The following is a 24,707-nucleotide window of genomic DNA, read 5'->3' on the forward strand; positions in this document are numbered from 1 at the left end:
TTAGCTAAGATTAACTAGTTCATTTTAAAGGGGGGGTTGGTTATGAGCTTTATGAAGGAATTCCGTGAATTTGCCATGCGCGGCAATGTTGTCGACTTAGCGGTCGGGGTTATTATTGGTGCCGCATTCGGCAGAATTGTTTCCTCACTTGTTGCCGATATTATCATGCCGCCACTGGGCTTATTACTCGGTGGCGTCGATTTCAAACAGTTCCATTTCGTATTACGGGCGGCTGAAGGGACGATACCCGCGGTTGTCATGAATTACGGCTCATTTATTCAAAGTATTTTTGATTTTGTCATTGTGGCACTGGCTATTTTCTCTGCAGTTAAACTGATGAATAAACTGCGTCGTGAAAAAGCGGAAGAACCCGCCGCACCTCCAGCCCCAACAGCAGAAGAAACCTTATTGACAGAAATCCGTGATTTACTAAAAGCCCAACAATCAAAATAATTTCAAATCATCAAAACAAAAAAAGCCATCACATTGATGGCTTTTTTATTACTCTACACTCAGAAGGCCAGTGGTAAAAAATCTATTAATTGCTTACCACTGGCCTCCCAGTTACCACCTTTGACATGTTTTCCTTTTCGCTGGTAACTTCCTTTCCCTTTAACATTCTTTTCAATACGTTGCCTGAACAGTGGGTCATGGAGCAGTGCTTCCAACGCGTTGTCTTTAATTTTACCTTTGGTGTGCTGATAGGTCGTCATATTAATGCCTCACTAATGAAGATATTGCTTAATAAACCCACAGATAATAGCGCCTATATTAATGAATGAAAACTGCCCGCTAAAAAATTTAATCTCTGGATAACTCTTCGGCCGCCCCCTGCTCCAACGCTTCTAAAATAGAGCAATAAGTCGTAGCATGTGAACTTCCACAACATGCATTGCTAAGTCGTTTTAGAGATTCGCGCATCCGTTTTAACTCTGTAATCTTACTTTCCACATCATTCAAGCGGGAATCGACAATTGCCTTAGACTCTTGGCAAGTATGATGTTCAGGGTCAACACGGATAGACAATAATTCGGCAATGGTTTCTAAAGTAAATCCGAGCTGCTTGGCATAACGGATAAACCGCAAACGCTGCAAATCTTGTTCAGTGTATAACCTGTAGCCACCCTCTGTACGCTCTCCATGTTCCATCATCCCTTGTTTTTCATAATAGCGAATAGTATCGGGTGTTACGTCAGCGAGTTTAGCGAGCTGCCCAATCTTTAACATTTATTATTCCTCTTTAGACAGCCTATCTACCACTTTATGCTGATATTCTGTATGTAAAAAATCCGTGCTAAGCCCTGCCTGTTTCAATCTTAACTCTAATAAGAGCAGCTTCTTATGCAAATTTGCATAATCATCATGTTGCCTATCGATCTGTGACAATAAATCAGCAATAGTCAGTGCTTCCTGCATATCCTGTAATTTGGGAGGAAGATAGCCCGCATTCTTGAGTAATCTATATCCGGCTCTTAATTCAACAGGGACAAAGGTATCATCATCGAGCAATAATGGCCGGCCATTTCCTGGTAAGTTATCAAGCTCGCCTCTCTCCTGAGCGCTAATAATATGTCTTTCAGCCCACTCATCAATTAACGCCATGATGCCCCCAAGAGATCAAATTTCACGAATAGATAAAAGTTAAGATTAATAGATTGGCGGATAAATAATAAGAGGAGAAAAGGGCTATCGGGAGGGTAAGGACTCATGTCACTGAATTATGGTCGTAAAAAAACCGGGCAAGCCCGGTTTTTTTACGCGTTTACAGATTACTCTGCAGCAACTACTTCTGCTTGCGATGCAGCACGATCAACTAACTCGATGTAAGCCATCGGGGCGTTGTCGCCTGCACGGAAGCCACACTTCAGAATGCGAGTGTAACCACCGGCGCGGCTCGCGAAACGCGGGCCTAGCTCGTTAAACAGTTTTGCCACGATCTCGTTATCACGAGTGCGGGCGAATGCCAGACGACGATTAGCTACGCTGTCGGTCTTGGCAAGAGTAATCAGCGGCTCAACAACGCGACGCAGCTCTTTCGCTTTCGGCAGGGTCGTCTTGATTATCTCATGACGAACCAAAGAGCCGGCCATGTTACGGAACATAGCCTGGCGATGGCTGCTGTTACGGTTCAGTTGACGACCACTCTTACGATGGCGCATGACCTTATCCTTCTCAGTAAAACCTTAACCTGTGATCCGGTTACTCGTTATCAGCAATGCTAGCCGGTGGCCAATTTTCTAGGCGCATGCCTAAAGAAAGACCACGTGATGCGAGCACGTCTTTAATCTCAGTAAGAGATTTTTTACCCAGGTTAGGCGTTTTCAGCAACTCAACCTCGGTACGCTGTACCAGATCACCGATGTAGTGGATAGCTTCTGCCTTGAGGCAGTTAGCAGAGCGGACAGTCAATTCCAGATCGTCAACAGGGCGCAGCAGGATCGGATCAAACTCTGGCTTCTCTTCTTTAACTTCCGGCTGACGTACATCACGTAGGTCAACGAAAGCTTCAAGCTGTTCAGCCAAGATAGTTGCCGCACGGCGGATCGCCTCTTCAGGATCGATCGTGCCATTGGTTTCCATCTCGATAACCAACTTGTCCAGGTCGGTACGCTGTTCTACACGCGCTGCTTCAACATTGTAGGCAATTCGCTCTACAGGGCTGTAGCATGCGTCTACTAACAGACGACCAATCGGGCGCTCATCTTCTTCCGAATGAATTCGGGCAGAAGCCGGCACATAACCACGACCACGTTGAACTTTGATACGCATGCTAATAGCTGCGTTTTCATCGGTCAGGTGGCAGATAACGTGCTGCGGCTTGACGATTTCGACATCACCATCATGGGTGATATCGGCTGCAGTCACAGGGCCAATGCCAGACTTATTCAGGGTAAGAATAACTTCATCTTTACCCTGAACTCTCACCGCCAGCCCTTTCAGGTTGAGCAGGATCTCCAGGATATCTTCCTGTACGCCTTCTTTGGTGCTGTACTCATGCAGTACACCATCAATCTCAACCTCGGTCACCGCGCAACCCGGCATAGATGAAAGCAGAATACGGCGCAGTGCGTTGCCGAGAGTATGGCCAAAGCCACGCTCTAACGGCTCAAGGGTCACCTTGGCGTGCGTCGAACTGACTTGCTCGATATCTACCAGGCGCGGTTTTAGAAACTCTGTCACAGAACCCTGCATTGTGTCCTCTCTTTGGTACTAAGCTTTACTTGGAGTAAAGCTCGACGATCAGGTGTTCGTTAATGTCCGCAGACAGATCAGTACGTTCAGGAATACGTTTGAACACACCTTCCATCTTAACAGCATCAACTTCCAGCCAAGTCGGCTTTTCACGCTGCTCAGCCAGCTCCAAAGCTGCCTTAACACGAGACTGCTTTTTAGCTTTCTCACGGATGCTGACTACGTCATTCGGAGATACCTGATAAGAAGCGATGTTAACAACGCGACCATTTACCATGATAGCTTTATGACTAACCAGCTGACGTGATTCAGCACGAGTTGCGCCAAAGCCCATACGGTAAACTACGTTATCCAGACGACCTTCCAGCAGTTGCAACAGGTTTGCACCTGTGTTGCCTTTCAGACGTGCTGCTTCTTTATAGTAGTTACGGAATTGACGTTCTAGAACACCATAGATACGGCGAACTTTTTGTTTCTCACGTAACTGCACACCGTAGTCAGACAGACGCGGTTTACGCGCACCGTGCTGGCCAGGTGGTTGTTCAATCTTACACTTGGTGTCAATCGCGCGAACGCCAGACTTAAGGAACAGGTCTGTGCCCTCACGACGGCTCAGCTTGAGCTTAGGACCCAAATATCTTGCCATTTTCTCTCTCCAACAAACCTAAAAGCAGCGTTATACGCGGCGCTTTTTCGGCGGACGACAACCGTTATGAGGGATCGGAGTCACATCAGTAATATTAGTGATGCGGAAACCAGCCGCGTTTAACGCACGGATAGTAGACTCACGGCCCGGACCAGGTCCTTTAACCATAACTTCCAGATTCTTGATACCGTATTCTTTCACTGCGTCAGCGCAGCGCTCTGCTGCAACTTGCGCTGCAAACGGAGTAGACTTACGAGATCCACGGAAACCGGAACCACCTGCTGTTGCCCAACCCAATGCGTTACCTTGACGATCTGTAATGGTAACGATGGTGTTGTTGAAAGAAGCATGGATATGAGCCACACCGTCAGAGACTGTCTTTCTTACACGCTTGCGTGCACGAATAGGTGCCTTTGCCATTATTCAATCACCCCGATTATTTCTTGATCGGTTTACGCGGACCCTTACGGGTACGTGCGTTGGTCTTAGTACGCTGACCGCGAACTGGTAGACCACGACGATGACGCAAACCACGATAAGTCCCAAGGTCCATCAGACGCTTGATGCTCAGGGTCACCTCACGACGCAGATCACCTTCTACAACGTACTTGGCAACTTCGTCACGCAGCTTCTCGATTTGCTCTTCAGACAGCTCACTGATCTTAACATTTTCAGCAATACCCGCCGCAACACAGATAGCCTGTGAGCGAGTTTTACCGATGCCGTAGATCGCAGTTAACGCGATAACGGTATGTTTCTGATCAGGAATGTTAATGCCTGCTATACGGGCCACTATGCACTCCTACTATTTTATACAGCAATACCATTCTGAAAAGCCCGTTTTCAGGATACTCAAATAGCATTGCAGTCACATACAAAAGATTGGCTGGCTAATCTAGCCAGCTCAACCCAACTTTGCAAGAAAAATATGCAAGATAAATCAGCCTTGACGCTGTTTATGCTTTGGTTCGGCACTGCAGATTACGCGAACGACACCGTTACGCTTAACAATTTTGCAGTTACGACATAATTTCTTGACGGAAGCACGAACTTTCATTTTTACTCTCCGTAACTTCTCAAACATCCCTGAATCAGCGGTTATAGCCTTTCAGGTTTGCTTTCTTCAATGCAGACTCATATTGACTCGACATCATCAGAGTTTGCACTTGAGCCATAAAGTCCATGATGACCACCACTACGATAAGTAGGGAGGTACCACCAAAGTAAAATGGTACTTTCATCGCGTCACGCATGAACTCCGGGATCAGGCAGATAAAAGTAATATACATAGCACCAATTAAGGTTAGACGCGTCATTACTTTATCGATGTACTTCGCCGTTTGCTCTCCCGGACGAATTCCTGGCACGAATGCACCGGACTTCTTCAGGTTATCTGCTGTTTCACGCGGATTGAATACTAACGCCGTGTAGAAGAAACAGAAGAAGATGATTGCAGATGCATAGAGTAACACATAAAGCGGCTGTCCCGGCTGCAAATACATCGAAATAGTCGTCAGCCAGTTCCAACCTGTTCCACCCCCAAACCATGATGCAATCGTGGCCGGGAACAGAATTATGCTAGAAGCGAAGATTGCTGGGATAACCCCGGCCATATTCACTTTCAGCGGTAAGTGTGTGCTCTGTGCTGCATAAACACGACGACCTTGTTGACGTTTAGCATAGTTAACGACGATACGACGCTGACCACGTTCAATGAAAACAACGAAGAAGGTTACTGCAAACACTAATACTGCAACCAACAGCAACAGGAGGAAGTGCAGGTCGCCTTGCCGAGCTTGCTCGATGGTATGCGCTATCGCAGGTGGAAGACCCGCAACGATACCAGCGAAGATTATGATTGAGATACCGTTGCCGATACCCCGTTCAGTAATCTGTTCACCCAGCCACATCAGGAACATAGTCCCGGTGACTAAGCTAACAACAGCGGTAAAATAGAAAGCAAAGCCTGGATTGATTACCAGACCTTGCATCCCAGGCATATTCGGTAAACCGGTAGCAATACCGATAGATTGGAATATCGCCAATACCAACGTGCCATAGCGGGTATACTGACTAATCTTACGACGGCCAGCCTCCCCTTCTTTCTTTATTTCTGCCAGCGCCGGATGAACCACCGTTAACAGTTGGATAATAATCGATGCCGAAATATACGGCATGATACCCAAGGCAAAGATAGAAGCACGACTGAGAGCACCACCAGAGAACATGTTAAACATTTCAATGATGGTGCCTCTCTGTTGCTCGAGCAATTTAGCAAGCACAGTGGCATCGATACCAGGAATCGGAATAAAAGAGCCGATACGGAAAACAATAAGCGCACCGATAACAAACAAAAGTCTGCGCTTCAGTTCGCCTAATCCGCCTTTAGCACTTTGAAAATCTAATCCTGGTTGCTTAGCCATCTGCTACTTATTCCTCAATTTTACCGCCAGCAGCTTCGATAGCAGCACGAGCGCCTTTGGTGACACGCAGACCACGCAGAGTTACCGCACGAGTGATTTCGCCTGAAAGCATAACTTTCGCGAACTCAATCTGGGTACCAACAACGTTAGCGGCTTTCAGCGTGTTCAGGTCGATTACGTCGCCTTCCACTAAAGCCAGTTCAGACAGACGAACTTCTGCCGTGATCATCGCTTTGCGAGAGGTGAAGCCGAATTTCGGCAAACGACGATATAAAGGCATCTGACCACCTTCAAAACCACGACGTACGCCACCGCCAGAACGTGAGTTCTGACCTTTGTGACCACGACCAGAGGTTTTACCCAGGCCAGAACCAATACCACGACCTACACGCTTCGGCGCATGCTTGGCACCATCAGCCGGAGACAGAGTATTTAAACGCATCTGTTACTCCTCAACTTTAACCATGTAGGAAACCAAGTTGACCATACCACGCACAGCAGGAGTATCCTCACGCTCTACAGTATGACCAATACGACGCAGACCTAAACCGATCAAGGTTGCCTTATGTTTTGGCAAACGACCGATACTGCTTTTTGTTTGAGTTACTTTAATAGTCTTTGCCATGGTTATTTCCCTAGAATTTCTTCGACGGATTTACCACGCTTAGCAGCGACCATTTCTGGGGATTTCATATCTTCTAAAGCAGCGATAGTTGCACGAACCACGTTGATCGGGTTAGTAGAACCATATGCTTTAGCGAGTACGTTATGAACCCCTGCAACTTCCAAGACGGCGCGCATTGCACCACCGGCGATGATACCGGTACCTTCAGAAGCTGGTTGCATGAATACACGAGAACCCGTGTGAGCACCTTTAACAGGGTGCTGCAGAGTACCGTTATCCAAAGCAACATTAATCATAGCGCGACGGGCTTTTTCCATCGCTTTCTGGATCGCTGCCGGAACTTCGCGTGCTTTGCCGTAGCCAAAACCAACGCGACCGTTACCATCACCAACGACTGTCAGTGCGGTAAAGCTGAAAATACGGCCACCTTTTACGGTTTTAGATACGCGGTTTACCGCGATCAGCTTTTCCTGCAGTTCGCCAGCTTGTTTTTCGATGTGAGACATCTTACACCTCTACCTTAGAACTGAAGGCCAGCTTCACGGGCAGCATCTGCCAGTGCCTGGACTCGACCATGATATTGGAAACCGGAACGGTCAAAGGATACTTTCGTAATCCCTTTTTCCAACGCGCGCTCAGCAATAGTTTTGCCTACAGCTGCTGCGGCATCTTTGTTGCCGGCGTACTTCAATTGCTCATTGATAGCTTTTTCTACAGTAGAAGCGGCGACCAAAATTTCAGAACCGTTTGGTGCAATAACCTGCGCGTAAATATGGCGTGGGGTACGATGTACCACCAGGCGAGTCGCACCCAGTTCTTTGAGCTTGCGGCGTGCGCGGGTCGCACGACGGATACGAGCTGCTTTCTTATCCATAGTGTTACCTTACTTCTTCTTAGCCTCTTTGGTACGCACGACTTCGTCGGCGTAACGGACACCCTTGCCTTTATAAGGCTCAGGACGACGGTAGGCACGCAGATCTGCTGCAACCTGACCAATCACCTGCTTATCAGCGCCTTTCAGCACGATTTCAGTTTGGGTCGGGCACTCTGCAGTGATGCCAGCCGGCAATTCATGGTCAACTGGGTGAGAGAAGCCTAAAGCTAAATTCACCACGTTGCCTTTAACTGCGGCACGGTAACCTACACCTACCAATTGAAGCTTCTTAGTGAAGCCTTCGGTAACACCAACGACCATTGCATTAAGCAGTGCACGAGTGGTACCCGCTTGGGCCCAACCGTCTACAGCGCCTTCGCGTGGAGCGAAAGTCAGTGTATTTTCTTCTTGCTTAACTTCAACAGCGCTATGGACGGTACGAGTCAGCTCGCCGTTCTTACCCTTTATCGAAATAACCTGACCGTTGAGTTTTACCTCTACGCCGGCAGGAATGACGACGGGTGCTTTTGCAACACGAGACATTCTTTCCTCCCGAATTAAGCTACGTAGCAGATAATCTCGCCACCAAGACCTGCTTGGCGAGCTGCACGATCGGTCATAACACCTTTAGAGGTAGAAATAACAGCGATACCCAAACCGGCCATAACTTTTGGCAGCTCATCTTTTTTCTTATAGATGCGCAGACCTGGACGGCTGATACGTTGAATGCTTTCTACCACTGCCTTGCCCTGGAAATACTTAAGTGCTAATTCCAGTACAGGCTTGGTGTCGCCTTCGACTTTAAAATCTTCAATAAAACCTTCTTCCTTCAGAACGTTGGCAATTGCCACTTTCAGCTTGGAGGAAGGCATGGTGACCGCAACTTTGTTTGCGGCTTGACCGTTACGGATACGGGTCAGCATATCCGCGATCGGATCTTGCATGCTCATCTGTCTTTACTCCCGTGATTCAATTGGTGACAATTACCAGCTAGCCTTTTTAAGGCCCGGGATTTCACCGCGCATTGCGGTTTCACGGACTTTAATACGGCTCAACCCGAACTTCCGCAGGAAACCATGCGGACGACCAGTTTGGTTGCAGCGATTACGCTGACGGGACGGGCTGGAATCACGCGGCAGAGACTGCAGCTTCAGAACAGCATTCCAACGATCTTCATCGGATGAGTTCACACCAGAGATAATAGCTTTTAATTCCTCGCGTTGAGCGCGGTATTTATTAGCTAGTTTTACGCGAACGACTTCGCGTGCTTTCATTGATTGCTTTGCCATAAGTCAACCCTACCTTACTTGCGGAATGGGAATTTAAAAGCAGCCAATAATGCACGGCCTTCATCATCGGATTTCGCAGTAGTGGTAATGGTAATATCCAAGCCACGTACACGATCGACTTTATCGTAGTCGATTTCCGGGAAGATGATCTGCTCGCGCACACCCATGCTGTAGTTACCACGACCATCGAATGACTTAGCGGACAAGCCACGGAAGTCACGGATACGAGGTACAGCAATGGAAATCAGACGCTCTAAGAATTCCCACATGCGTTCGCCACGCAGGGTCACTTTACAGCCGATCGGATAGCCCTGACGGATTTTGAAGCCTGCAACAGATTTGCGTGCTTTGGTGATAAACGGCTTTTGACCGGAGATTGCTGCCAAGTCAGCTGCTGCATTATCCAGCAGTTTCTTGTCAGCGATCGCTTCACCAACACCCATATTCAGGGTGATCTTCTCGACCCGAGGGACTTGCATGACAGAGTTGTAGTCAAACTGAGACATCAGTTGTTTGACCACCTCGTCTTTGTAGTAATCATGCAGTTTCGCCATCGTATTACTCCAAATTACTTGATAGTTTCGCTATTAGATTTAAAGAAACGGACTTTTTTGCCGTCTTCGAATCTAAAGCCTACACGGTCAGCCTTACCGGTTGTCGCGTTGAACAGCGCAATGTTGGAAACTTGAATTGCAGCTTCTTTTTCAACAATGCCGCCTGGTTGGTTCAGGGCCGGAACCGGCTTCTGATGTTTTTTAACCAGGTTGATACCTTCAACAATGACCTTACCAGCAGACAGGACATTCTTTACTTTACCGCGCTTACCTTTGTCTTTCCCGGTTAGCACGATAACTTCGTCATCACGACGGATTTTCGCTGCCATGGTTCGCTCCTTAGAGTACTTCTGGTGCCAGAGAGATAATTTTCATGAACTTCTCATTACGCAGTTCACGAGTTACCGGCCCAAAAATACGCGTGCCGATTGGCTGCTCGCTGTTATTATTTAAAATAACACAAGCGTTGCCATCGAAGCGAATGACAGAACCGTCCGGGCGACGTACACCCTTCTTGGTGCGCACCACTACCGCCTTCAGAACATCGCCTTTCTTCACCTTGCCACGAGGAATTGCTTCCTTGATGGTGATCTTGATGATGTCGCCGATGCCTGCGTAGCGACGGTGCGAGCCACCTAGAACCTTGATACACATTACGCGACGTGCACCGGAGTTGTCGGCCACGTTCAGCATAGTCTGTTCTTGGATCATGTTAGTGCTCCGCTAATGTCAACTACTACTTTAGGACCCAGAATAGGTCGTTTAAAAGCCCCACTAATGAGGGCGCGGCATTATAACACCGGTTCCACATCCTTTGATAGGAAAAAGTGGGTAGAAAAAATAAGCGGCCCATTTTCTGAGCCGCTTATTATGTTCGAGCCAGCTACTCTATTACAGAATCGCTTTCTCTACAACGCGAACAAGTGTCCAAGACTTAGTCTTTGACAATGGACGGCATTCGCGGATTTCTACCACGTCACCGATACCACATTCATTGTTCTCGTCATGTACATGCAATTTCGTCGTACGACGGATGAATTTCCCGTAAATCGGGTGCTTCACCACACGCTCGATAGCAACAACCATGGATTTCTCCATTTTGTCACTAACTACGCGACCTTGCAGAGTACGGATTTGGTCAGTCATTACGCACCCGCCTTTTCAGTCAGTAAAGTCTTAACACGTGCGATATTACGACGCACTTGTTTCGACAGGTGAGTTTGTTGCAGCTGGCCACTAGCCGCCTGCATGCGCAAATTAAATTGCTCACGCAGCAGGTTGAGCAGCTCAGTGTTCAGCTCTTCAACGCTTTTTTCACGCAGCTCTTGTGCTTTCATTACATCACCGTCTTAGTTACAAAGGTGGTTCCTACAGGCAGTTTCGCTGCTGCGAGCTTAAATGCTTCGCGAGCAGTTTCTTCCGGCACACCAGCCATTTCAAATAAAACTTTTCCTGGCTGGATCAGGGCAACCCAATACTCTACGTTACCCTTACCTTTACCCATACGCACTTCGAGCGGCTTCTCGGTGATCGGTTTGTCCGGGAATACACGGATCCAGACCTTACCTTGACGCTTAATTGCACGTGTCATCGCACGACGGGCTGCTTCGATTTGACGAGCCGTCAGGCGGCAACGGCCACAAGCTTTCAGGCCGAACTCACCGAAGCTAACATCCGTACCTTGCGCCAGGCCACGGTTACGGCCTTTGTGCATCTTACGGAATTTTGTACGCTTTGGTTGTAACATCAGCGATTCTCCTTACTTGCGGCCTTTACGCTGCTGCTTTTTAGGTTGAGCAGCCGGTTCCGGTTGTTCAACAGCAGCCATACCACCCAAGATCTCACCTTTGAAGATCCATACCTTAACGCCGATTACACCATAAGTGGTGTGCGCTTCAGATGTGTTGTAATCGATATCCGCACGCAGTGTATGCAACGGAACACGACCTTCACGGTACCATTCGGTACGCGCGATTTCAGCACCGCCAAGACGGCCGCTTACTTCAACTTTGATACCTTTAGCGCCAAGACGCATTGCGTTCTGTACAGCACGCTTCATAGCACGACGGAACATAACACGACGTTCCAGCTGTGAAGTGATGCTATCAGCAACCAATTTTGCGTCCAGTTCCGGTTTACGGACTTCGGCGATGTTAATCTGTGCAGGAACGCCAGCGATATCCGCTACGACCTTACGCAGTTTTTCGACATCTTCGCCTTTCTTGCCGATAACGATGCCAGGGCGAGCAGTGTGAATAGTCACACGTATGCTCTTCGCTGGACGCTCGATAACGATGCGAGAAACGGAAGCTTTCGCTAATTCCTTAGTCAGGAATTGGCGAACTTTAAAGTCGCTGTCCAGGTTGTCAGCGAATTCTTTGGTATTTGCGTACCAGGTAGAGTTCCAAGCTTTGACAATACCTAGTCGAATACCATTAGGATGTACTTTCTGACCCATTGCTAGTCTCCAGAGTCTCAGCGATCGGACACAACCACAGTAATGTGGCTGGTGCGCTTCAGGATGCGATCTGCACGACCTTTTGCACGCGGCATAATGCGCTTCATGCTAGGGCCTTCGTCTACGAAGATCTTCGTGACTTTCAGATCATCGATGTCAGCGCCATCGTTGTGTTCTGCGTTAGCAATGGCAGACTCTAGTACCTTCTTAACCAAACCAGCAGCTTTTTTGTTGGTATAGGTCAGAGTTTCCAGAGCTTGCGACACTTTCTTACCGCGAATCAGGTCCGCTACCAAGCGAACCTTCTGAGCAGAAGAACGAGCGTGGCGATGTTTAGCGATAGTTTCCATCTCTTCCTCCTACCTTAGCGCTTTTTAGCCTTTTTATCGGCCGCATGGCCGCGATAAGTACGGGTCGGCGCGAATTCACCCAATTTGTGACCGACCATTTCATCGGAAACAAAAACAGGAACGTGCTGACGACCATTATGGACAGCGATGGTCAAACCGATCATATTTGGAAAGACCGTTGAACGACGGGACCAAGTCCGAATTGGCTTCTTGTCTCCGCTTTCCACCGCTTTCTCTACCTTCTTCAGCAAGTGCAGGTCAATGAAGGGACCTTTCTTGAGAGAACGTGGCATGGCTTATCCTCTAATTATTTTTTACTACGGCGACGTACGATGAACTTATCAGTACGCTTGTTGCTACGGGTCTTCTTACCTTTGGTTTGAACGCCCCACGGAGTTACCGGGTGCTTACCAAAGTTACGACCTTCACCACCACCGTGTGGGTGATCTACCGGGTTCATCGCCGTACCGCGAACGGTAGGACGAATACCACGCCAACGACTGGCACCTGCTTTACCCAGGACACGCAGCATGTGTTCAGCGTTACCGACTTCACCTAAGGTGGCGCGGCAATCAGCTTGAACCTTGCGCATTTCGCCGGAGCGCAGACGCAGAGTAACGTAGGAACCGTCACGAGCAACGATCTGAACGTATGCACCAGCAGAACGAGCCATTTGGCCGCCTTTACCTGGTTTCATTTCTACGTTATGAACCGTTGAACCAACTGGGATGTTGCGCATCGGCAGGGTGTTACCTGTCTTGATTGCAGCATCAACACCAGATTGAATCTGGTCACCAGCTTTCAGGCCTTTAGGCGCCAGGATATAACGGCGTTCGCCGTCTTTGTACAGAACCAACGCGATATTCGCGGAACGGTTCGGATCGTACTCCAGACGCTCTACCACTGCAGGGATACCATCTTTGTTGCGTTTGAAGTCAACCAGACGATAATGCTGCTTGTGGCCACCACCGATATGACGGGTAGTGATACGGCCATTGTTGTTACGGCCACCGCTTTTGCTTAATTTCTCAAGCAACGGGGCATAAGGCTTACCCTTGTGCAGCTCAGGGTTAACCACTTTAACAACGTGGCGACGACCCGGAGATGTAGGTTTACATTTAACAATTGCCATTGTTTACTCCTCCGACTTACTCTGCGCCGCCGATGAAGTCCAGATTCTGGCCTTCTTTCAGGGTGACGTAAGCTTTTTTCCAGTCGCTACGACGACCAACACGCTGACCGTGACGCTTACTCTTGCCTTTAACCAGCAAGGTGTTAACGTCTTCGACTTCGACTTCAAACAGTTTCTGCACTGCAGCTTTAATTTCTGCTTTGGTCGCGTCTTTGGCAACTTTGAGAACGATGGTGTTATTCTTTTCCATCGCAGCGGACGCTTTTTCAGATACATGCGGCGCGCGCAGTACTTTCAGCAGACGTTCTTCACGAATCATGCCAGCATCTCCTCAACTTGCTTCACAGCATCAGCAGTCATAACCACTTTGTCGAAGGCGATCAGGCTAACTGGGTCGATACCGGCTACATCGCGAACGTCAACCTTGTACAGGTTGCGAGCTGCCAAGAACAAGTTCTCGTCCAGTTCACCCGTTACGATCAGCACATCTTCCAGAGCCATATCTTTCAATTTCTGCGCCAGCAACTTAGTTTTAGGTGCTTCAACAGAGAATTTTTCGACAATGATCAGACGATCTTGACGTACCAATTCGGACAGAATGCTTTTCAGCGCGCCGCGGTACATCTTTTTGTTTACTTTTTGACTGTGGTCCTGAGGCTTCGCAGCGAAGGTCACACCACCTGAACGCCAGATCGGGCTCTTTACAGAACCAGAACGCGCACGGCCGGTACCTTTCTGGCGCCACGGTTTTTTACCGGAACCAGTCACTTCAGCGCGGGTCTTCTGAGCACGGGTACCTTGACGGGCACCTGCTGCATAAGCAACAACAACCTGATGTACCAGCGCTTCGTTGAAATCACGACCGAAGGTAGTTTCGGAAACAGTCAGCGCGCCTTGCGCGTCTTTCAATACTAATTCCATTGCTATCCCCTTACGCCTTCACAGCTGGTTTAACGATCAGGTTGCCACCGGTTGCGCCCGGTACAGCACCCTTAACCAACAGCAGGTTGCGCTCAGCGTCAACACGTACTACATCCAGGCTTTGAACGGTTACACGCTCGTCACCCAGGTGGCCAGCCATTTTCTTGCCTTTGAACACTTTGCCCGGAGTCTGGTTTTGACCGATAGAACCCGGAACGCGGTGAGACAAGGAGTTACCATGGGTAGCATCTTGGGTACGGAAGTTCCAGCGCTTAACAGTACCGGCAAAACCTTTACCTTTAGACGTACCTGTAACGTCGACTTTCTTAACGTCTGCAAAAATTTCGACGCTAATTTCTTGACCAGCAGTAAATTCTTGACCTTCTGCAAGGCGGAATTCCCACAGACCACGGCCAGCTTCTACGCCAGCTTTCGCGAAATGACCCGCTTCTGGTTTAGTAACGCGGTTAGCTTTTTTAGCACCGGTAGTTACTTGCACAGCACGGTATCCGTCGTTCTCCAGGCTTTTGACCTGAGTTACGCGGTTCGCTTCAATTTCGATAACAGTTACTGGGATTGAAACGCCATCTTCAGTGAAGATACGAGTCATGCCCACTTTTTTACCGACTAAACCAATCATTGTTTCAACCTCTCAATCGCTCAATGACCTGATTAACCCAGGCTGATCTGCACGTCTACACCGGCAGCCAGATCCAGACGCATCAGAGCATCAACGGTTTTCTCGGTTGGCTCAACGATGTCAACCAGACGCTTGTGAGTGCGAATTTCGTACTGATCGCGCGCATCTTTATTGACGTGCGGAGAAACCAGAACAGTAAAGCGCTCTTTGCGAGTTGGCAGCGGGATCGGACCACGAACCTGCGCACCAGTGCGCTTGGCAGTCTCGACGATTTCCGCAGTTGATTGATCGATCAAACGATGATCAAACGCTTTCAGGCGGATACGGATTCTTTGGTTCTGCATGAGACCAGAGCTCCAATTATTTATAAACGTAAATGATTACTCCTCGCACCCATTTCGATTGATGGGGGAGTGTAATCGTTCAACATATAACCCCCATATCGGGAGTATTGTTCGGCTCCAACACTAGGCTGCAACCGACAGATTAGTTTCAATCTGACCTATCAAGATTAGGTAGGCCCGCGCATTATACGTAAATACCAGCAGGAAGCAAGCTGGTGTTGAAAATCTATGCAAAAACTTACTAGATAATTTAATCGAGAAAGAATAAAGCTATTTGAAGGACTTTAATGAAGAGAAAGAGTGAGGCCAATACCGCGCTCACTCTTTTGACTAGAAATATTATTGCTGGATAAACTGCGAGGAATTAGTCTTTTGCCAGCTGGGCTTGGGAGTAGTTTTGTATTCCCAGACGGTCAATCAGACTAAGCTCGGTCTCAAGCCAATCAATGTGCCCTTCTTCTTCGGCCAGAATTTCTTTCAGCAAATCGCGGCTAACATAGTCATGAATAGAGTCCGCGTAGGCAATCCCCTCACGCAGATCCTTAGCACCAGCCAATTCGAGGGCCAAATCTGACTTCAGTATCTCCTCAACATCCTCCCCAATATTCAGCTTACCTAAATCCTGTAAGTTAGGTATGCCCTCGAGGAATAAGATGCGCTCGATATATTTATCCGCATGTTTCATTTCATCGATGGACTCGTTATACTCCTTATCATTAAGGCGCATCAATCCCCAGTTTTTAAACATGCGGGCGTGGAGAAAATATTGATTGATGGCAACTAACTCGTTGCCGAGCAGTTTATTGAGATGTGCAATTATCTTTTTATCACCTTTCATAGCTATACCCTCCGCTTCCAGTACTAAAAGTGTAGTACCAGATGGCAAAGTGTGGGGAAAACTTCTCCCTGCTAACTATTAGGCAACATCATTCATTTCTGGAATATTAGCTCGTTCCTCAATCAAGATTTCTCTGGCCTGTCGAATGCACTTCCCGCAGTCGGTGCCAATTGGGACTAATTGACGCAACTGCTGGATGGTATGTGGATGGTGCTGACGTACAGCTTTACGGATAACTTTGTCTGATACCGCATTACACAGGCAAACATACATAAAATGACTCACTTCTTAACCAGTATTTCTAGTGTAAATAAGAATGCGAGTTATTTCAATTAAGATTATTAACTTTGGGCAATAAAAAAGGGCGCCGAAGCGCCCTCTACTTGATCAATAAAATAATTAATCAATAAAACAATTAAGCGATAACTTTAGCAACAACACCAGCGCCTACAGTACGGCCGCCTTCACGGATTGCGAAACGCAGACCGTCGTCCATCGCGATTGGGTGAATCAGAGTAACAACCATGTTGATGTTGTCACCTGGCATCACCATTTCAACGCCTTCTGGCAGTTCGATGGTACCGGTTACGTCAGTAGTACGGAAGTAGAACTGAGGACGGTAGCCTTTGAAGAACGGAGTATGACGGCCGCCTTCATCTTTGCTCAGAATATAAACTTCTGATTCAAAGGTAGTGTGTGGCTTGATAGAACCTGGTTTAGCAAGTACTTGACCACGTTCGATATCTTCACGTTTGATACCACGCAGCAGAACACCCACGTTCTCACCAGCACGGCCTTCGTCCAGCAGTTTGCGGAACATTTCAACGCCAGTACAAGTAGATTTAGCAGTATCTTTGATACCAACGATTTCTACTTCTTCACCAACTTTAACGATACCGCGCTCTACACGACCAGTCACTACAGTACCACGGCCGGAGATGGAGAATACGTCTTCGATTGGCAGCAGGAACGGCTTGTCGATAGCACGTTCTGGTTCTGGGATGTAAGAATCCAGGTAGCCAGCCAGTTCGATGATTTTAGCTTCCCACTCAGCTTCGCCTTCCAGCGCTTTCAGAGCAGAACCACGGACAACTGGCAGGTCATCGCCTGGGAAATCGTAAGCAGAAAGAAGTTCACGAACTTCCATTTCTACCAGTTCCAGCAACTCTTCATCATCAACCATGTCACATTTGTTCATGAATACGATGATGTAAGGAACGCCAACCTGACGACCCAACAGGATGTGCTCACGAGTCTGTGGCATAGGGCCATCAGTTGCAGCAACAACCAGGATAGCGCCGTCCATCTGAGCAGCACCGGTGATCATGTTTTTAACGTAGTCGGCGTGCCCTGGGCAGTCAACGTGCGCATAGTGGCGTGACGGGGTGTCATATTCAACGTGAGAAGTGTTGATGGTGATACCACGTGCTTTTTCTTCTGGTGCGTTATCGATCTGATCGAAAGCACGAGCGCTACCGCCGTAGGTTTTAGCCAAAACGGTGGTGATTGCTGCAGTCAGGGTAGTTTTACCATGGTCAACGTGGCCGATAGTACCGACGTTTACATGGGGTTTGGTACGTTCAAATTTTTCTTTAGACACGACTATATTCCTTACTCTTGTGCTCTCCCACTGATGAGAGAGCACTGGATCATTGTTTTAAACCCGAAAGCTTATTTGCCACGGGCTTCGATAACGGCTTTAGCGACGTTACTAGGTGCTTCTGCATACTCCAGGAATTCCATAGAGTAAGAAGCACGGCCCTGAGTCTGAGAACGCAGGTCAGTAGCATAACCGAACATTTCAGACAACGGAACCTTGACGCGAACGGTTTTACCGGTAGCAGTATCTTCCATACCTTCGATGATACCACGACGACGGTTAAGGTCGCCCATTACGTCACCCATGTAATCTTCAGGGGTTTCGACTTCAACCTTCATGATTGGCTCAAGCAGAACTGGTTTAGCTCGTTTGAACCCTTCTTTAAAGGCGATAGAACCGGCTAATTTAAACGCCAATTCTGAGGAGTCAACGTCATGGTAAGAACCGTAGTGCAGACGGATTTTAACGTCAACAACCGGGTAACCAGCCAGAGGACCGGCTTTCAGTTGTTCCTGGATACCTTTATCAACAGCAGGGATGAACTCTTTAGGAATAGAACCACCAACGATTTCGTTGACGAATTCATATCCAGCACCACCCGGTGGCAACGGAGACATGTCGATAACAACATGACCGTACTGACCACGACCGCCTGATTGTTTAGCGTGCTTACCTTCCACGTCCTTAACGGTTTCGCGGATAGTTTCACGGTAGGCAACCTGAGGTTTACCGACGTTTGCTTCCACGTTAAATTCGCGGCGCATACGGTCAACCAGAATATCCAAGTGCAGCTCACCCATACCTGCGATGATAGTCTGACCAGATTCTTCGTCAGTCCAAACGCGGAATGATGGATCTTCTTTTGCCAGACGACCCAGAGCCATACCCATTTTTTCTTGGTCGGCTTTGGTTTTTGGTTCAACGGCAACAGAGATTACTGGCTCTGGGAACTCCATACGTTCCAAGATGATCGGACTAGCAGGATCACACAGAGTGTCACCCGTCGTCACGTCTTTCAGACCAATCGCTGCTGCAATATCGCCGGCACGAACTTCTTTGATCTCTTCACGTTTGTTGGCGTGCATCTGTACGATACGGCCCAGACGCTCACGCTGTGAACGTACTGAGTTCAGCACAGTGTCACCGGAGTTTACAACACCAGAGTACACACGGAAGAACGTCAAGTTACCCACAAACGGGTCGGTAGCAATTTTGAACGCCAGTGCAGAGAACGGCTCTTTGTCGTCAGAATGACGAACTGCCGGAGTATCTTTACCGTCGTCCAGAATACCATTGATTGCTTCGACATCAGTTGGTGCTGGCAGATAGTCGATAACTGCATCCAGCATTGCCTGTACGCCTTTGTTTTTAAACGCAGAACCACAGGTAACCAAGATAATTTCGTTACGCAGAACGCGTTGACGCAGAGCTTTCTTGATTTCTTCTTCGGTCAGCTCTTCGCCGCCCAAGTATTTGTCCATCAGCTCTTCTGACGCTTCTGCAGCAGATTCAACCAGATTCTGGTGCCATTCTTTAGCCAGTTCAACCATATCAGCCGGGATATCTTCGTATTCGAAGGTCACGCCCTGATCAGCATCATTCCAGTTGATCGCTTTCATTTTCACCAGATCGATAACACCGGTGAATTTCTCTTCCGCGCCGATAGCCAGTTGCAATGGAACTGGATTCGCGCCCAGACGAGATTTAATCTGACCAACAACTTTCAGGAAATTCGCACCCATACGGTCCATTTTGTTAACGAACGCGATACGTGGAACTTTATATTTGTTCGCCTGACGCCATACGGTCTCAGACTGTGGCTGAACACCACCAACTGCACAGTAAACCATTACCGCGCCATCAAGAACACGCATGGAACGTTCTACTTCGATGGTGAAGTCAACGTGCCCAGGGGTGTCAATGATATTGACGTGATGTGGTTCGTACTGTTTAGCCATACCAGACCAGAAGCAGGTAGTAGCCGCAGAAGTAATGGTAATACCACGCTCCTGCTCCTGTTCCATCCAGTCCATGGTGGCTGCGCCGTCATGAACTTCACCGATTTTATGATTTACACCGGTGTAAAACAGGATACGTTCGGTAGTGGTTGTCTTACCGGCGTCGATGTGAGCGCTGATACCGATATTACGATAGCGCTCAATGGGTGTTTTACGAGCCATTTGATTCCTCTATTCCTAGGGCGTTCGTTCGGTTAACCCATGCGGGTTGGCTGTTGAGCACCCGCATGGTTAGCAAAACTATCGCGTGGGATTACCAGCGGTAGTGGGCGAACGCCTTGTTAGCTTCGGCCATACGGTGAACGTCTTCACGTTTCTTAACAGCAGAACCTTTGTTCTCTGCTGCGTCAGACAGTTCATTCGCCAAGCGCAAAGCCATGGATTTATCACCGCGTTTACGAGCAGCATCAACGATCCAGCGCATTGCCAAGGCATTACGACGAACCGGACGAACTTCAACTGGTACCTGATAAGTAGAACCACCAACGCGGCGAGACTTAACTTCGACAGTCGGGCGCACGTTGTCCAGAGCTACTTCGAAAGCTTCCAGAAAATCTTTACCAGAACGCTGAGCCAGGGTCTCCAGCGCGGTATAGACGATTGCTTCTGCAGTAGATTTTTTACCATCTACCATCAGGATATTTACAAATTTAGCCAACAATTCAGATCCGAACTTAGGATCTGGTAAAATTTTACGTTGGCCAATTACACGACGACGTGGCATGGAAATACTCCGTTGTTAATTCAGGGTTGTCCAAAACTCTAAGAGTTTATTTTGACATTAATGTGAAAATGTTTGGCCTTACTTAACGGAGAACCATTAAGCCTTTGGCTTCTTCACGCCGTACTTAGAACGTGATTGCTTACGGTCTTTAACACCTGAGCAGTCAAGCGCGCCGCGAACGGTGTGGTAACGCACACCTGGCAAGTCTTTAACACGACCGCCACGGATCAGGATCACGGAGTGTTCCTGCAGGTTATGACCTTCACCGCCAATGTAGGAGGTGACTTCAAAACCGTTAGTTAAACGCACACGGCAAACTTTACGCAGTGCGGAGTTAGGTTTTTTCGGAGTGGTTGTATATACGCGGGTACATACACCACGTTTCTGCGGGCATGCTTCCAGCGCAGGAACGTTGCTTTTAGCAACCTTCATGCTGCGTGGCTTGCGAACCAGCTGGTTAATCGTTGCCATTATTAAAAAAGCTCCTGGTTTTTTGCTTCGTAAACACGTGATAAATCCCCCTCGTTTGCACAACAGGCAGAGAACGAGGACGCAGAATTTTATGGCTGACTATCTAAGGTGTCAAGAAATATACAGCATTGACTGCATTACCATGCCAGTTGCTGCTGATGTTTTAGGGTCAAATCCACGAATTGATTATAACCGATTAGCGTAGCGCTGTCTGAAATTTGACCAGATAAGCCGCGCGCAATAACATCATTTTCCAATACAAATAGCGAAGTGGGGTTATTTAACAATAGGTTAAGACTTTCACTATTTTTCAAAACAGTCATCACCCCATCTTGCAGAAATAGAATTTCATCTTCAGCTGTGACTAATCTCAGTAATGCCGATAAATCGCAGTGATAAGGGGAATGACTGACGGTATAAAGCATTATGGCTTCCCAAATCCCATTAAAAAGTCAGCACAACTTCATAATTTGCCAATTGGCGGCGTAAATTTACCGGAGATAATACCTCGACATCAAGTACCCAATCCGTCACTTCGCTTAATCCGCGCTGCTGCAATGAGGCTTCACAGATATAATAATTCTCGACATCGTACAGGGGTAAGACACCGAAAGTGGCGATATAGTTTCTGGCAAGAATTTTTTCTGGCTGCTGCTGAGGGAGCAATTGCAATACGCCATCAGAGATGAAGAATACGCCTAAATCCTCACTCAACGCTGATGTGGCGAGCAAAGCATCCAACCCCTCCCGCCCCGCCGAGTTACCATGAGGGCCTTGGGTGAAAACAAAAGCGATGCGCTTCATGGCCATTAGAATTGCACCATACGGTCACAGGTTAATGCCGCTTCTGCCAGTGCCCCCAAGCCGCTTAGGGTAAAACCGGGTTGCAGATTCGCCGCCGCTAAATTGAGTTGGTCAGCTTCATGTTGGTCACTAATGCCGCGCCGCAATGCCGCCGCCACACAGACATTCAATGTAACAGCCTGTTCAGTCGCCAATTTTTGCCATGCGCGCACCAAGTCAAATTCATCATTAGCCGGGGCAGTTAATTGGTTAGCATTCAAAACACCTTCACGATAGAAGAAAACACTAACCAAATGATGACCGGAATTTATCACAGCTTGTGCAAACTGATAGGCACTGCTGGCCTGCTGGGTGCCGTATGCTGGCCCCGTCACCAGCAGGCAGTATTTCGCCCTATTCACCCCTGACATCAACGATCATGCCCAATAAGATCGCCACTTTTAAACTGGCGAATGTAGAGATAAACGGTGTGTTTAGAAATATTTAGCCGCTCAGCAACCTGATTAATGGCATCTTTGATATCAAAAATACCTTTTTCGTATAGATTGAGAACCACCTGACGGTTCTTTGCATTGTTAGAAACATTGCGATCGGCATTTACTTCCTCAATGGTGAACTCCAATGTCTGTGCTACCAGGTCATCAACTGATGAGGCAAAGTTGACGGAGGAAGGGACTTCTTGGGTTTCCGGCGGCATAAATGTCTGAATGATTTGTGAGAAAGGCACATCCAGATTCATGTTAATGCACAGCAAACCAATAACCCGCTGGTCGCGGTTACGGATGGCGATAGTGACTGATTTCATCAGCACACCGCTTTTGGCCCGCGTGAAATAAGCCCTTGAAACACTGCTGTCAGCCCCCGCCATGTCGTGCAACATCCGCAGGGCCAGATCGGTTATTGGGGAACCAATCTGCCGGCCGGTGTGTTCACCATTGGCAATTCTGACTGCAGAGCTTTTCAGGTCTTCCAGTGAATGCAGGACAATCTCACAGTGGCTGCCAATAAGCATCGCCAAGCCATCAACGATAGCTTCATATGACTTGAGTATTTCATGGTCCGTCTGACTGAACGGACGTTCATCCAGTAAATCCAGTTCACTGGTTTCGCTACTGAGAAGCGAATTAGACATCGAAGACACCATCCTCTACGTAAAGCCTGTCTCAATATCGTTGGCAGACTCATAACTCAATATCTTAGACTTTAAGTCTAGCAAATATGCCGAGATAAAATCCTTGCGTTCGCGCGTGGTATTGACGTTAAGCCCACAAGCTATAAATCGTCAAGTTATCAACGAGCGGAAGTGCGAATTGATAGATATACCGCAAAAAAAACCGCCACGACAATTATCGCGGCGGTTATGAGTATCACCGGGCACTACTCTACGGCAACCAATACGCTAAATTACTTCTTAGCTTTTGTATCCGCAGCAGCAGGTTGCTGTTCTTGAGCATCAGCCTTAGGCGCGGCTTTCACATCCAGCAACTCGACATCAAATACTAGAGTAGAGTTGGCTGGAATACCTGGGACGCCAGTTTTGCCGTAAGCCAGCTCTGGTGGGATAACCAGCGTTATCTTGCCGCCTTTCTTGATTTGCTTCAGGCCTTCGGTCCAGCCTGGGATAACACCATCAAGACGGAAAGACAGGGGCTCACCACGTTTGTAAGAGTTATCAAACTCAGTCCCATCGGTCAGTGTCCCTTTGTAGTTAACTACAACGGTGTCGCTGTCTTTTGGCGCATCACCGGTACCGACTTTCTCTACTTTGTACAGCAGGCCAGATGCGGTTTTCTTCACATCTTTTTCTTTTGCGAAGGTTTCACGGTATTTCGCGCCTTTATCGGCGTTTTCTTTGGCATCCTGCTCCATTTTGGCCTGAGCAGAAGCTTTTACGCGCGCTTCAAAACCTTGCAAGGTTTTTTCGATTTCTTCGTCAGTCAGTTTGCTTTTGCTCGCAAAGGCATCCTGTACACCCGCGATCAGCTGGTCTTTATCCAGTTTAATGCCAAGTTTTTCCTGTTCTTTCAGGGAGTTATCCATGTAACGCCCTAGGGAAGCACCTAATGCATATGCTGATTGCTGGTCATCATTCTTAAATGCGCTATTTGTCGTTGCTGCGGCATCAGCAGTTTTAGCTGTTTCAGCAGCAAAAGTAGCAGAGGTATTCAGGGTCAGCGCCATGGTCGTAGCCAGTAGCGTTACTTTAAACAGTGATTTCATCCATTTCTCCATTGGCTTAAGGACACTTACCCCAAGCAACGATTATAAGTGTAATTTGTACTATAACTGTCTGTGCGAACACAAAACAATCTCTATGCAGCTGCTATTAAGTGATATTAAGACTTTTTTTACTACAAGAAGTTTCGTTTTATCGATATCTTGACCCTTGCGGGGTCATCATGGCGTTTTACAGGTAGAATCCCCCCCTGCCTTTTCCCATATTATCACTGGATGGAAAGTGGCCAAAGGATATGGTTTGCAGTCATAAGAGGTAACTAAAATGGAACAATCCCTGTTTGAACAACGGCTGGAAATGCTAGAGAGCCGGCTGGCATTTCAGGAAGTGACTATTGAGGAGCTCAATTTGATCGTGACGGAGCACCAGATGGAAATAACCAAACTGCGGGAGCATCTACGATTATTGACCGATAAACTGCGAGAATCTCAGTCTTCTATGATGGCCTCGCCAGCAGAAGAAGCACCGCCTCCGCACTATTAGCATCACATTGGCAATCAGTGGCGCAGACAGAATAACTCCGTCGCGCTGATAGCAAAAAGCCAGCCGCAAGGCTGGCTTTTGACTG

44 protein-coding genes are annotated in these 24,707 nt (G+C 47.9%); 2 read left to right on the forward strand and 42 right to left on the reverse strand.

The features are described from left to right. Positions 1-42: 42 nt before the first annotated feature. Entirely contained in the window at positions 43-453 is a 411-nt protein-coding gene (mscL, locus tag D5F51_RS20475) for a large-conductance mechanosensitive channel protein MscL (protein ID WP_025376660.1), read from the forward strand. A gap of 59 nt (positions 454-512) precedes the next feature. Here the strand turns inward: mscL and D5F51_RS20480 are convergent, their stop codons facing one another. From D5F51_RS20480 to fkpA, 42 genes are all read right to left on the reverse strand, one after another. After that, entirely contained in the window at positions 513-713 is a 201-nt protein-coding gene (locus D5F51_RS20480; protein WP_129198779.1) for an alternative ribosome-rescue factor A, read from the reverse strand. Positions 714-801: 88 nt separating this feature from the next. Then, complete coding sequence (gene zntR / locus D5F51_RS20485) at positions 802-1,227, reverse strand: Zn(2+)-responsive transcriptional regulator (protein WP_129198781.1); 426 nt, start codon at positions 1,225-1,227, stop codon at positions 802-804. A 3-nt stretch (positions 1,228-1,230) separates the two neighbouring features. Further along, complete coding sequence (locus D5F51_RS20490) at positions 1,231-1,602, reverse strand: DnaJ family domain-containing protein (RefSeq protein ID WP_129198783.1); 372 nt, start codon at positions 1,600-1,602, stop codon at positions 1,231-1,233. A 167-nt stretch (positions 1,603-1,769) separates the two neighbouring features. Then, a complete protein-coding gene (gene rplQ, locus D5F51_RS20495; protein ID WP_004391407.1) occupies positions 1,770-2,159 on the reverse strand; it encodes a 50S ribosomal protein L17 in 390 nt (129 codons plus the stop codon). A 40-nt stretch (positions 2,160-2,199) separates the two neighbouring features. Continuing rightward, positions 2,200-3,192 (reverse strand): DNA-directed RNA polymerase subunit alpha, encoded by a 993-nt coding sequence (locus D5F51_RS20500; RefSeq protein ID WP_025376656.1) that lies wholly within the window; start codon positions 3,190-3,192, stop codon positions 2,200-2,202. Between the two features lie 25 nt (positions 3,193-3,217). Continuing rightward, positions 3,218-3,838, reverse strand: coding sequence for a 30S ribosomal protein S4 (gene rpsD / locus D5F51_RS20505; protein WP_002218949.1), 621 nt, complete (start codon positions 3,836-3,838; stop codon positions 3,218-3,220). 30 nt (positions 3,839-3,868) lie between these two features. Beyond that, a complete protein-coding gene (rpsK, locus tag D5F51_RS20510) occupies positions 3,869-4,258 on the reverse strand; it encodes a 30S ribosomal protein S11 (protein ID WP_004709234.1) in 390 nt (129 codons plus the stop codon). Between the two features lie 16 nt (positions 4,259-4,274). Further along, positions 4,275-4,631, reverse strand: a complete 357-nt coding sequence (gene rpsM, locus D5F51_RS20515; RefSeq protein ID WP_004702348.1) for a 30S ribosomal protein S13 — start codon at positions 4,629-4,631, stop codon at positions 4,275-4,277. A 147-nt stretch (positions 4,632-4,778) separates the two neighbouring features. Next, entirely contained in the window at positions 4,779-4,895 is a 117-nt protein-coding gene (gene rpmJ, locus D5F51_RS20520; protein ID WP_002227352.1) for a 50S ribosomal protein L36, read from the reverse strand. A gap of 34 nt (positions 4,896-4,929) precedes the next feature. Further along, entirely contained in the window at positions 4,930-6,261 is a 1,332-nt protein-coding gene (gene secY, locus D5F51_RS20525) for a preprotein translocase subunit SecY (RefSeq protein ID WP_002213344.1), read from the reverse strand. 7 nt (positions 6,262-6,268) lie between these two features. Beyond that, positions 6,269-6,703 carry a 50S ribosomal protein L15 gene (gene rplO, locus D5F51_RS20530; protein WP_025376655.1) on the reverse strand — a complete coding sequence of 145 codons (435 nt, stop codon included), beginning with the start codon at positions 6,701-6,703 and terminating at the stop codon, positions 6,269-6,271. Positions 6,704-6,706: 3 nt separating this feature from the next. Beyond that, the gene (rpmD, locus tag D5F51_RS20535; protein WP_002213339.1) at positions 6,707-6,886 is read right to left on the reverse strand and encodes a 50S ribosomal protein L30; all 180 of its coding nucleotides are present in this window, start codon (positions 6,884-6,886) and stop codon (positions 6,707-6,709) included. A gap of 2 nt (positions 6,887-6,888) precedes the next feature. Next, on the reverse strand, positions 6,889-7,392 hold the full coding sequence (gene rpsE / locus D5F51_RS20540; RefSeq protein ID WP_004391412.1) for a 30S ribosomal protein S5: 504 nt from the start codon (positions 7,390-7,392) through the stop codon (positions 6,889-6,891). A gap of 14 nt (positions 7,393-7,406) precedes the next feature. Then, positions 7,407-7,760 carry a 50S ribosomal protein L18 gene (rplR, locus tag D5F51_RS20545; protein WP_002213336.1) on the reverse strand — a complete coding sequence of 118 codons (354 nt, stop codon included), beginning with the start codon at positions 7,758-7,760 and terminating at the stop codon, positions 7,407-7,409. Positions 7,761-7,769: 9 nt separating this feature from the next. Beyond that, complete coding sequence (gene rplF, locus D5F51_RS20550) at positions 7,770-8,303, reverse strand: 50S ribosomal protein L6 (protein WP_004391415.1); 534 nt, start codon at positions 8,301-8,303, stop codon at positions 7,770-7,772. Positions 8,304-8,317: 14 nt separating this feature from the next. Then, positions 8,318-8,710: a 30S ribosomal protein S8 gene (gene rpsH / locus D5F51_RS20555; RefSeq protein ID WP_004709239.1), complete on the reverse strand. Its 393-nt coding sequence runs from the start codon at positions 8,708-8,710 to the stop codon at positions 8,318-8,320. Positions 8,711-8,743: 33 nt separating this feature from the next. Then, positions 8,744-9,049 (reverse strand): 30S ribosomal protein S14, encoded by a 306-nt coding sequence (gene rpsN / locus D5F51_RS20560; RefSeq protein WP_004391418.1) that lies wholly within the window; start codon positions 9,047-9,049, stop codon positions 8,744-8,746. Between the two features lie 14 nt (positions 9,050-9,063). Continuing rightward, on the reverse strand, positions 9,064-9,603 hold the full coding sequence (rplE, locus tag D5F51_RS20565) for a 50S ribosomal protein L5 (protein ID WP_025376654.1): 540 nt from the start codon (positions 9,601-9,603) through the stop codon (positions 9,064-9,066). 14 nt (positions 9,604-9,617) lie between these two features. Beyond that, positions 9,618-9,932 carry a 50S ribosomal protein L24 gene (rplX, locus tag D5F51_RS20570; protein ID WP_004709242.1) on the reverse strand — a complete coding sequence of 105 codons (315 nt, stop codon included), beginning with the start codon at positions 9,930-9,932 and terminating at the stop codon, positions 9,618-9,620. Positions 9,933-9,942: 10 nt separating this feature from the next. Continuing rightward, the gene (rplN, locus tag D5F51_RS20575) at positions 9,943-10,314 is read right to left on the reverse strand and encodes a 50S ribosomal protein L14 (RefSeq protein WP_002213325.1); all 372 of its coding nucleotides are present in this window, start codon (positions 10,312-10,314) and stop codon (positions 9,943-9,945) included. A gap of 180 nt (positions 10,315-10,494) precedes the next feature. Continuing rightward, the gene (gene rpsQ / locus D5F51_RS20580) at positions 10,495-10,749 is read right to left on the reverse strand and encodes a 30S ribosomal protein S17 (RefSeq protein WP_002228135.1); all 255 of its coding nucleotides are present in this window, start codon (positions 10,747-10,749) and stop codon (positions 10,495-10,497) included. Continuing rightward, a complete protein-coding gene (rpmC, locus tag D5F51_RS20585; RefSeq protein WP_005159843.1) occupies positions 10,749-10,940 on the reverse strand; it encodes a 50S ribosomal protein L29 in 192 nt (63 codons plus the stop codon). The genes rpsQ and rpmC overlap by 1 nt, the downstream gene beginning before the upstream one ends. Then, positions 10,940-11,350 carry a 50S ribosomal protein L16 gene (rplP, locus tag D5F51_RS20590; RefSeq protein WP_002218940.1) on the reverse strand — a complete coding sequence of 137 codons (411 nt, stop codon included), beginning with the start codon at positions 11,348-11,350 and terminating at the stop codon, positions 10,940-10,942. The genes rpmC and rplP overlap by 1 nt, the downstream gene beginning before the upstream one ends. A 12-nt stretch (positions 11,351-11,362) precedes the next feature. Then, positions 11,363-12,061: a 30S ribosomal protein S3 gene (rpsC, locus tag D5F51_RS20595; protein WP_002221644.1), complete on the reverse strand. Its 699-nt coding sequence runs from the start codon at positions 12,059-12,061 to the stop codon at positions 11,363-11,365. Positions 12,062-12,078: 17 nt separating this feature from the next. Next, the gene (gene rplV / locus D5F51_RS20600) at positions 12,079-12,411 is read right to left on the reverse strand and encodes a 50S ribosomal protein L22 (protein WP_002223844.1); all 333 of its coding nucleotides are present in this window, start codon (positions 12,409-12,411) and stop codon (positions 12,079-12,081) included. A 14-nt stretch (positions 12,412-12,425) separates the two neighbouring features. After that, the gene (gene rpsS, locus D5F51_RS20605; RefSeq protein ID WP_002213430.1) at positions 12,426-12,704 is read right to left on the reverse strand and encodes a 30S ribosomal protein S19; all 279 of its coding nucleotides are present in this window, start codon (positions 12,702-12,704) and stop codon (positions 12,426-12,428) included. A gap of 14 nt (positions 12,705-12,718) precedes the next feature. Next, positions 12,719-13,543 carry a 50S ribosomal protein L2 gene (rplB, locus tag D5F51_RS20610; protein WP_025376653.1) on the reverse strand — a complete coding sequence of 275 codons (825 nt, stop codon included), beginning with the start codon at positions 13,541-13,543 and terminating at the stop codon, positions 12,719-12,721. A gap of 16 nt (positions 13,544-13,559) precedes the next feature. Further along, the gene (rplW, locus tag D5F51_RS20615) at positions 13,560-13,862 is read right to left on the reverse strand and encodes a 50S ribosomal protein L23 (RefSeq protein WP_005159841.1); all 303 of its coding nucleotides are present in this window, start codon (positions 13,860-13,862) and stop codon (positions 13,560-13,562) included. Continuing rightward, positions 13,859-14,464 (reverse strand): 50S ribosomal protein L4, encoded by a 606-nt coding sequence (gene rplD, locus D5F51_RS20620; RefSeq protein WP_019213299.1) that lies wholly within the window; start codon positions 14,462-14,464, stop codon positions 13,859-13,861. The genes rplW and rplD overlap by 4 nt, the downstream gene beginning before the upstream one ends. Before the next feature lie 10 nt (positions 14,465-14,474). Further along, complete coding sequence (gene rplC, locus D5F51_RS20625; protein WP_004718579.1) at positions 14,475-15,104, reverse strand: 50S ribosomal protein L3; 630 nt, start codon at positions 15,102-15,104, stop codon at positions 14,475-14,477. Between the two features lie 32 nt (positions 15,105-15,136). Continuing rightward, positions 15,137-15,448 (reverse strand): 30S ribosomal protein S10, encoded by a 312-nt coding sequence (gene rpsJ, locus D5F51_RS20630; protein WP_118785242.1) that lies wholly within the window; start codon positions 15,446-15,448, stop codon positions 15,137-15,139. 364 nt (positions 15,449-15,812) lie between these two features. Then, positions 15,813-16,286, reverse strand: a complete 474-nt coding sequence (gene bfr / locus D5F51_RS20635; protein ID WP_129198785.1) for a bacterioferritin — start codon at positions 16,284-16,286, stop codon at positions 15,813-15,815. 78 nt (positions 16,287-16,364) lie between these two features. Further along, complete coding sequence (gene bfd, locus D5F51_RS20640) at positions 16,365-16,559, reverse strand: bacterioferritin-associated ferredoxin (protein ID WP_004391429.1); 195 nt, start codon at positions 16,557-16,559, stop codon at positions 16,365-16,367. A 142-nt stretch (positions 16,560-16,701) separates the two neighbouring features. After that, the gene (gene tuf, locus D5F51_RS20645) at positions 16,702-17,886 is read right to left on the reverse strand and encodes an elongation factor Tu (protein ID WP_050076773.1); all 1,185 of its coding nucleotides are present in this window, start codon (positions 17,884-17,886) and stop codon (positions 16,702-16,704) included. A gap of 71 nt (positions 17,887-17,957) precedes the next feature. Then, positions 17,958-20,066, reverse strand: a complete 2,109-nt coding sequence (gene fusA, locus D5F51_RS20655; RefSeq protein WP_025376651.1) for an elongation factor G — start codon at positions 20,064-20,066, stop codon at positions 17,958-17,960. A 91-nt stretch (positions 20,067-20,157) separates the two neighbouring features. Next, the gene (gene rpsG, locus D5F51_RS20660; RefSeq protein ID WP_002212324.1) at positions 20,158-20,628 is read right to left on the reverse strand and encodes a 30S ribosomal protein S7; all 471 of its coding nucleotides are present in this window, start codon (positions 20,626-20,628) and stop codon (positions 20,158-20,160) included. A gap of 96 nt (positions 20,629-20,724) precedes the next feature. Further along, the gene (gene rpsL / locus D5F51_RS20665) at positions 20,725-21,099 is read right to left on the reverse strand and encodes a 30S ribosomal protein S12 (RefSeq protein WP_002212323.1); all 375 of its coding nucleotides are present in this window, start codon (positions 21,097-21,099) and stop codon (positions 20,725-20,727) included. 137 nt (positions 21,100-21,236) lie between these two features. Then, the gene (gene tusB, locus D5F51_RS20670; protein ID WP_025376650.1) at positions 21,237-21,524 is read right to left on the reverse strand and encodes a sulfurtransferase complex subunit TusB; all 288 of its coding nucleotides are present in this window, start codon (positions 21,522-21,524) and stop codon (positions 21,237-21,239) included. Positions 21,525-21,543: 19 nt separating this feature from the next. Beyond that, positions 21,544-21,909 (reverse strand): sulfurtransferase complex subunit TusC, encoded by a 366-nt coding sequence (gene tusC / locus D5F51_RS20675; RefSeq protein WP_129198787.1) that lies wholly within the window; start codon positions 21,907-21,909, stop codon positions 21,544-21,546. Continuing rightward, positions 21,909-22,304 carry a sulfurtransferase complex subunit TusD gene (gene tusD / locus D5F51_RS20680; RefSeq protein ID WP_025376648.1) on the reverse strand — a complete coding sequence of 132 codons (396 nt, stop codon included), beginning with the start codon at positions 22,302-22,304 and terminating at the stop codon, positions 21,909-21,911. The genes tusC and tusD overlap by 1 nt, the downstream gene beginning before the upstream one ends. Positions 22,305-22,312: 8 nt before the next feature. Next, a complete protein-coding gene (locus D5F51_RS20685; RefSeq protein ID WP_025376647.1) occupies positions 22,313-23,035 on the reverse strand; it encodes a helix-turn-helix transcriptional regulator in 723 nt (240 codons plus the stop codon). Between the two features lie 272 nt (positions 23,036-23,307). Then, on the reverse strand, positions 23,308-24,123 hold the full coding sequence (gene fkpA, locus D5F51_RS20690; RefSeq protein WP_129198789.1) for an FKBP-type peptidyl-prolyl cis-trans isomerase: 816 nt from the start codon (positions 24,121-24,123) through the stop codon (positions 23,308-23,310). Positions 24,124-24,403: 280 nt separating this feature from the next. Here fkpA and D5F51_RS20695 point away from each other — a divergent pair, with 280 nt between their 5' ends. Beyond that, positions 24,404-24,622, forward strand: coding sequence for a protein SlyX (locus tag D5F51_RS20695; RefSeq protein ID WP_025376645.1), 219 nt, complete (start codon positions 24,404-24,406; stop codon positions 24,620-24,622). Positions 24,623-24,707 lie beyond the last annotated feature (85 nt).

This window comes from Yersinia hibernica, assembly GCF_004124235.1.
GTDB lineage: Bacteria > Pseudomonadota > Gammaproteobacteria > Enterobacterales > Enterobacteriaceae > Yersinia > Yersinia hibernica.

Excerpts from the sequence above, each read along its gene's own strand:
- bfr (WP_129198785.1), bottom strand. The coding sequence starts at position 16,286 with ATGAAAGGTGATAAAAAGATAATTGCACATCTCAATAAACTGCTCGGC.
- rpmD (WP_002213339.1), bottom strand. The coding sequence starts at position 6,886 with ATGGCAAAGACTATTAAAGTAACTCAAACAAAAAGCAGTATCGGTCGT.
- rpsJ (WP_118785242.1), bottom strand. The coding sequence starts at position 15,448 with ATGCAGAACCAAAGAATCCGTATCCGCCTGAAAGCGTTTGATCATCGT.
- rpmC (WP_005159843.1), bottom strand. The coding sequence starts at position 10,940 with ATGAAAGCACAAGAGCTGCGTGAAAAAAGCGTTGAAGAGCTGAACACT.
- rplE (WP_025376654.1), bottom strand. The coding sequence starts at position 9,603 with ATGGCGAAACTGCATGATTACTACAAAGACGAGGTGGTCAAACAACTG.
- rpsL (WP_002212323.1), bottom strand. The coding sequence starts at position 21,099 with ATGGCAACGATTAACCAGCTGGTTCGCAAGCCACGCAGCATGAAGGTT.
- rpmJ (WP_002227352.1), bottom strand. The coding sequence starts at position 4,895 with ATGAAAGTTCGTGCTTCCGTCAAGAAATTATGTCGTAACTGCAAAATT.
- mscL (WP_025376660.1), top strand. The coding sequence starts at position 43 with ATGAGCTTTATGAAGGAATTCCGTGAATTTGCCATGCGCGGCAATGTT.
- rpsG (WP_002212324.1), bottom strand. The coding sequence starts at position 20,628 with ATGCCACGTCGTCGTGTAATTGGCCAACGTAAAATTTTACCAGATCCT.
- secY (WP_002213344.1), bottom strand. The coding sequence starts at position 6,261 with ATGGCTAAGCAACCAGGATTAGATTTTCAAAGTGCTAAAGGCGGATTA.
- D5F51_RS20480 (WP_129198779.1), bottom strand. The coding sequence starts at position 713 with ATGACGACCTATCAGCACACCAAAGGTAAAATTAAAGACAACGCGTTG.
- D5F51_RS20500 (WP_025376656.1), bottom strand. The coding sequence starts at position 3,192 with ATGCAGGGTTCTGTGACAGAGTTTCTAAAACCGCGCCTGGTAGATATC.
- rplR (WP_002213336.1), bottom strand. The coding sequence starts at position 7,760 with ATGGATAAGAAAGCAGCTCGTATCCGTCGTGCGACCCGCGCACGCCGC.
- tusB (WP_025376650.1), bottom strand. The coding sequence starts at position 21,524 with ATGCTTTATACCGTCAGTCATTCCCCTTATCACTGCGATTTATCGGCA.
- rpsS (WP_002213430.1), bottom strand. The coding sequence starts at position 12,704 with ATGCCACGTTCTCTCAAGAAAGGTCCCTTCATTGACCTGCACTTGCTG.
- rplC (WP_004718579.1), bottom strand. The coding sequence starts at position 15,104 with ATGATTGGTTTAGTCGGTAAAAAAGTGGGCATGACTCGTATCTTCACT.
- D5F51_RS20695 (WP_025376645.1), top strand. The coding sequence starts at position 24,404 with ATGGAACAATCCCTGTTTGAACAACGGCTGGAAATGCTAGAGAGCCGG.
- rpsN (WP_004391418.1), bottom strand. The coding sequence starts at position 9,049 with ATGGCAAAGCAATCAATGAAAGCACGCGAAGTCGTTCGCGTAAAACTA.
- rplO (WP_025376655.1), bottom strand. The coding sequence starts at position 6,703 with ATGCGTTTAAATACTCTGTCTCCGGCTGATGGTGCCAAGCATGCGCCG.
- rpsK (WP_004709234.1), bottom strand. The coding sequence starts at position 4,258 with ATGGCAAAGGCACCTATTCGTGCACGCAAGCGTGTAAGAAAGACAGTC.
- D5F51_RS20685 (WP_025376647.1), bottom strand. The coding sequence starts at position 23,035 with ATGTCTAATTCGCTTCTCAGTAGCGAAACCAGTGAACTGGATTTACTG.
- fusA (WP_025376651.1), bottom strand. The coding sequence starts at position 20,066 with ATGGCTCGTAAAACACCCATTGAGCGCTATCGTAATATCGGTATCAGC.
- rplF (WP_004391415.1), bottom strand. The coding sequence starts at position 8,303 with ATGTCTCGTGTTGCAAAAGCACCCGTCGTCATTCCTGCCGGCGTAGAG.
- rplW (WP_005159841.1), bottom strand. The coding sequence starts at position 13,862 with ATGATTCGTGAAGAACGTCTGCTGAAAGTACTGCGCGCGCCGCATGTA.
- rpsH (WP_004709239.1), bottom strand. The coding sequence starts at position 8,710 with ATGAGCATGCAAGATCCGATCGCGGATATGCTGACCCGTATCCGTAAC.
- zntR (WP_129198781.1), bottom strand. The coding sequence starts at position 1,227 with ATGTTAAAGATTGGGCAGCTCGCTAAACTCGCTGACGTAACACCCGAT.
- rplQ (WP_004391407.1), bottom strand. The coding sequence starts at position 2,159 with ATGCGCCATCGTAAGAGTGGTCGTCAACTGAACCGTAACAGCAGCCAT.
- rplB (WP_025376653.1), bottom strand. The coding sequence starts at position 13,543 with ATGGCAATTGTTAAATGTAAACCTACATCTCCGGGTCGTCGCCACGTT.
- rplN (WP_002213325.1), bottom strand. The coding sequence starts at position 10,314 with ATGATCCAAGAACAGACTATGCTGAACGTGGCCGACAACTCCGGTGCA.
- rplD (WP_019213299.1), bottom strand. The coding sequence starts at position 14,464 with ATGGAATTAGTATTGAAAGACGCGCAAGGCGCGCTGACTGTTTCCGAA.
- rpsQ (WP_002228135.1), bottom strand. The coding sequence starts at position 10,749 with ATGACTGACCAAATCCGTACTCTGCAAGGTCGCGTAGTTAGTGACAAA.
- rpsD (WP_002218949.1), bottom strand. The coding sequence starts at position 3,838 with ATGGCAAGATATTTGGGTCCTAAGCTCAAGCTGAGCCGTCGTGAGGGC.
- rplP (WP_002218940.1), bottom strand. The coding sequence starts at position 11,350 with ATGTTACAACCAAAGCGTACAAAATTCCGTAAGATGCACAAAGGCCGT.
- rplV (WP_002223844.1), bottom strand. The coding sequence starts at position 12,411 with ATGGAAACTATCGCTAAACATCGCCACGCTCGTTCTTCTGCTCAGAAG.
- rplX (WP_004709242.1), bottom strand. The coding sequence starts at position 9,932 with ATGGCAGCGAAAATCCGTCGTGATGACGAAGTTATCGTGCTAACCGGG.
- tusC (WP_129198787.1), bottom strand. The coding sequence starts at position 21,909 with ATGGCCATGAAGCGCATCGCTTTTGTTTTCACCCAAGGCCCTCATGGT.
- rpsC (WP_002221644.1), bottom strand. The coding sequence starts at position 12,061 with ATGGGTCAGAAAGTACATCCTAATGGTATTCGACTAGGTATTGTCAAA.
- D5F51_RS20490 (WP_129198783.1), bottom strand. The coding sequence starts at position 1,602 with ATGGCGTTAATTGATGAGTGGGCTGAAAGACATATTATTAGCGCTCAG.
- bfd (WP_004391429.1), bottom strand. The coding sequence starts at position 16,559 with ATGTATGTTTGCCTGTGTAATGCGGTATCAGACAAAGTTATCCGTAAA.
- rpsE (WP_004391412.1), bottom strand. The coding sequence starts at position 7,392 with ATGTCTCACATCGAAAAACAAGCTGGCGAACTGCAGGAAAAGCTGATC.
- fkpA (WP_129198789.1), bottom strand. The coding sequence starts at position 24,123 with ATGAAATCACTGTTTAAAGTAACGCTACTGGCTACGACCATGGCGCTG.